The organism is Steroidobacter sp. (assembly GCF_036402275.1).
Lineage (GTDB): Bacteria > Pseudomonadota > Gammaproteobacteria > Steroidobacterales > Steroidobacteraceae > Steroidobacter.
On sequence record NZ_DASWTF010000025.1, the window covers coordinates 1 to 3101 of the forward strand.

General features: G+C 62.6%; 1 protein-coding gene. It reads left to right on the top strand.

The window, feature by feature from the left end; translation table 11 throughout:
- A partial coding sequence (locus tag VGD45_RS11715) for an amino acid adenylation domain-containing protein (RefSeq protein ID WP_331155485.1) occupies positions 1–3101 on the top strand: 3101 nt, incomplete at both ends.

Here is a 3101-nt window from a genome sequence, read left to right on the forward strand (position 1 = left end):
TCGATCATTTCAAACAGCTGCTGACCGGGATGACGAACGACGTGCAGGCCCGCATCGGCGAGCTGCCGCTGCTGAGCGAGGCCGAGCGGCATCGTCTGCTCTATGAGATGAATGTGACCGATGCGCCGTATCCCCAGGATCGGTGCGTGCATCAGTTGTTCGAGGCGCAGGTCGAGCGTACGCCGGAGCAGGTGGCGGTGGTGTTCGAGGGCGCCTCGCTACGGTATCGCGAGCTGAACGAGCGAGCGAACCGGCTGGCGCATTATCTGCGAGCCCAAGGCGTGGGTCCGGATTGTTTGGTGGGGATTTGCGTCGAGCGAAGTCTGGAGATGGTGGTGGGCGTGCTCGGGATCCTGAAGGCCGGCGGCGCCTATGTGCCGCTGGATCCGAGCTATCCCAAGGAGCGCCTGGCGTACATGCTGTCGGACGCGGCGCCGAAGGTGTTGCTCACGCAGCGCTCATTGATAGGAGTGTTGTCCGAGGCGAGCGTGGTGCTGTGTCTGGATGCGGCCGAGCAGGCACTCGGCGCTTATCCAGGCACGAATCCCGTGCCGCTCGCTCAGCCCCGGCATCTGGCCTATGTGATCTACACCTCCGGCTCCACCGGACAACCCAAGGGTGTGATGGTCGAGCATCGAGGTCTCGTCAACCTGGCGGTCGTTCTCCAGCGCAGCTACGAGTTGACCTCCGACGACCGGCTGCTGCAGTTCGCAGCGCTCGGCTTCGATATGTCGGTCGAAGAGATTTTCGGCGCGCTGTGCTCGGGATGCACGTTGATTCTCAGATCCGCCGACTGGGTGGGCGCGGCAGCCGATTTTTGGAAACATTGCAGCCTGGCGGCCGTCTCGGTGGTCAATCTTCCGACCGCTTACTGGGCGCAATTGATCGGCGAGGACGTTCCCATTCCGTCGTGCATCCGCCAGATCATGGTGGGGGGTGAAGAAGTCAAAGCCGAATTCATTGCACGCTGGTTCGAGCGCAAAGAATCCCTGCCGAGATTGATCAATGCATATGGACCGACCGAAGCGTCCGTCAATGCGACGATCAGAGTGATCGACGGAGTGTCCGCAGCGGCCCGTTCCATCGGCCGGCCGATTGGCAATACTCGAGTCCACATCCTGGATCGGCGTGGCGAGCCTGTGCCGCTCGGCGTGGCAGGTGAACTGCACATTGGCGGCATCGGCGTGGCTCGGGGTTATCTGAACCGGCCGCGGTTGACTGCAGAGAAGTTCATTGTCGACCGGTACGGCCCCAACGATTCGCGGTTGTACAAAACGGGTGATTTGGCTCGTTACCTGCCAGATGGAAACATCGAGTACCTGGGTCGCAACGACGACCAAGTGAAGATCCGCGGCTTTCGCATCGAGTTGGGAGAGATCGAGGCGGCCTTGCGCGCTCAGCCGCAGGTGCGCGACGCAGTGGTGTTGGCGCGTGAGGATGCGCCTGGGGAGAAACGCCTCGTGGCGTATGTGCTGGCCCTCGAGCAAGCGGGTGTCCCCACGTCGGAGCAACTGCGTACCGCCTTAGCGGTGAGGTTGCCTGAGTACATGGTGCCGGTCGCTTACGTTGCCCTGGATGCTTTGCCGCTCACGCCGAACGGAAAGGTGGATCGCAAGGCGCTGCCTCCGCCCGATGTGGGAGCTCCGATCCACCGGACCTATGAGCCGGCGGTCGGAGATATCGAACAGGCGCTGGCGAGCATCTGGTGCGAGGTGCTGCGGGTCCAGCAAGTCGGACGACACGACAACTTCTTCGAGCTGGGCGGCCACTCGCTGCTGGCGACTCAAGTGGTGGCCCGCATTCAGCGGGTGCTCGGGCGTGCCATACAAGTTCGCGATTTGTTCGAATGCCCGACCGTTCGGGAATTGGCCGGGCTGTGGGAAAACACGCATCGGATCACTCTCGCAACGATCGATCGAGTGAACCGGAAGGAGCCGTTGCCGCTGTCTCACATGCAGCAGCGCTTGTGGTTCTTGAGTCAGCTGGAAGGCGCGAGCGCGGCGTATCACATGCCCGGAGCGCTGCGGCTGCAGGGAAGTTTGGATGAGGCGGCGCTGCGAAGGGCGCTTGACCGGATCGTCGAGCGCCACGAAGTGCTGCGCACTGTTTTCGAAGACAGTAACGGTATCCCAGTTCAGGTGGTGCGTGAGGCGGCGCACTTATCACTGCCGCGGCTCGATGTGAGCGCTCTTGAAGAGCGTGACCGTGAAGAGAGTGTCACGCAGCAGGCCTACGAAGAGAGGCACGAGCCATTCAATCTCAGGAGCGGGCCGCTGATTCGCGGACGGTTGCTTCGATTGGGAGCCGAGGAGCACGTGCTGTTCGTGACGATGCATCACATCGTGTCCGACGGCTGGTCGATGGGAGTGCTGATTCGTGAGTTGAGCGAGTTGTACACGGCCTTTGCGGAAGGGCGGAGCGATCCGCTGCCGCCCTTGCCGCTGCAGTATGCGGACTATGCAGCGTGGCAACGTCGCTGGCTGGATGGCGAGGCGCTGCAAGCTCGGGTGGCTTACTGGCGAGATCACCTGGAGGGTGCGCCCGCGCTGCTGGAGTTGCCGACCGATCGGGCGCGGCCGGCGGTGCAGAGCTATGCGGGCGACAACATCGAGTTTTCACTGGGGGCATCGCTGAGCGCGCAATTGAAGAGCCTGGCACGCAGTCACGGTGTGACGCTCTTCATGGTGTTGCATGCGGGCTTGTCGGTGTTGTTATCGAGGCTGAGCGGTGAGCGCGATGTGGTGATCGGAAGCCCGGTGGCGAACCGTCCGCGCGTGGAGCTCGAGGAGCTCATCGGCTTCTTCGTGAACACACTGGCGCTGCGATTGCGGCTGGAGGAGGACTGGAGCGTCGCCACGTTGCTGCAGCAGGCGAAGGCGGTGACGCTGGCGGGTTATGCCCATCAGGAGGTGCCTTTCGAGCAAGTGGTGGAGGTGCTGCAGCCGCCGCGCAGTCTCAGTCACAGCCCGATCTTCCAAGTCCTGTTCGTGTTTCAGAACACGCCGCCGAGCACGTTGCAGTTGGGCGAATTGCAGCTGCAGACGCAGCCGCTGCCGCACTTCACCTCGCAGTTCGATCTGTCGGTGTCGATGGAGGAGACG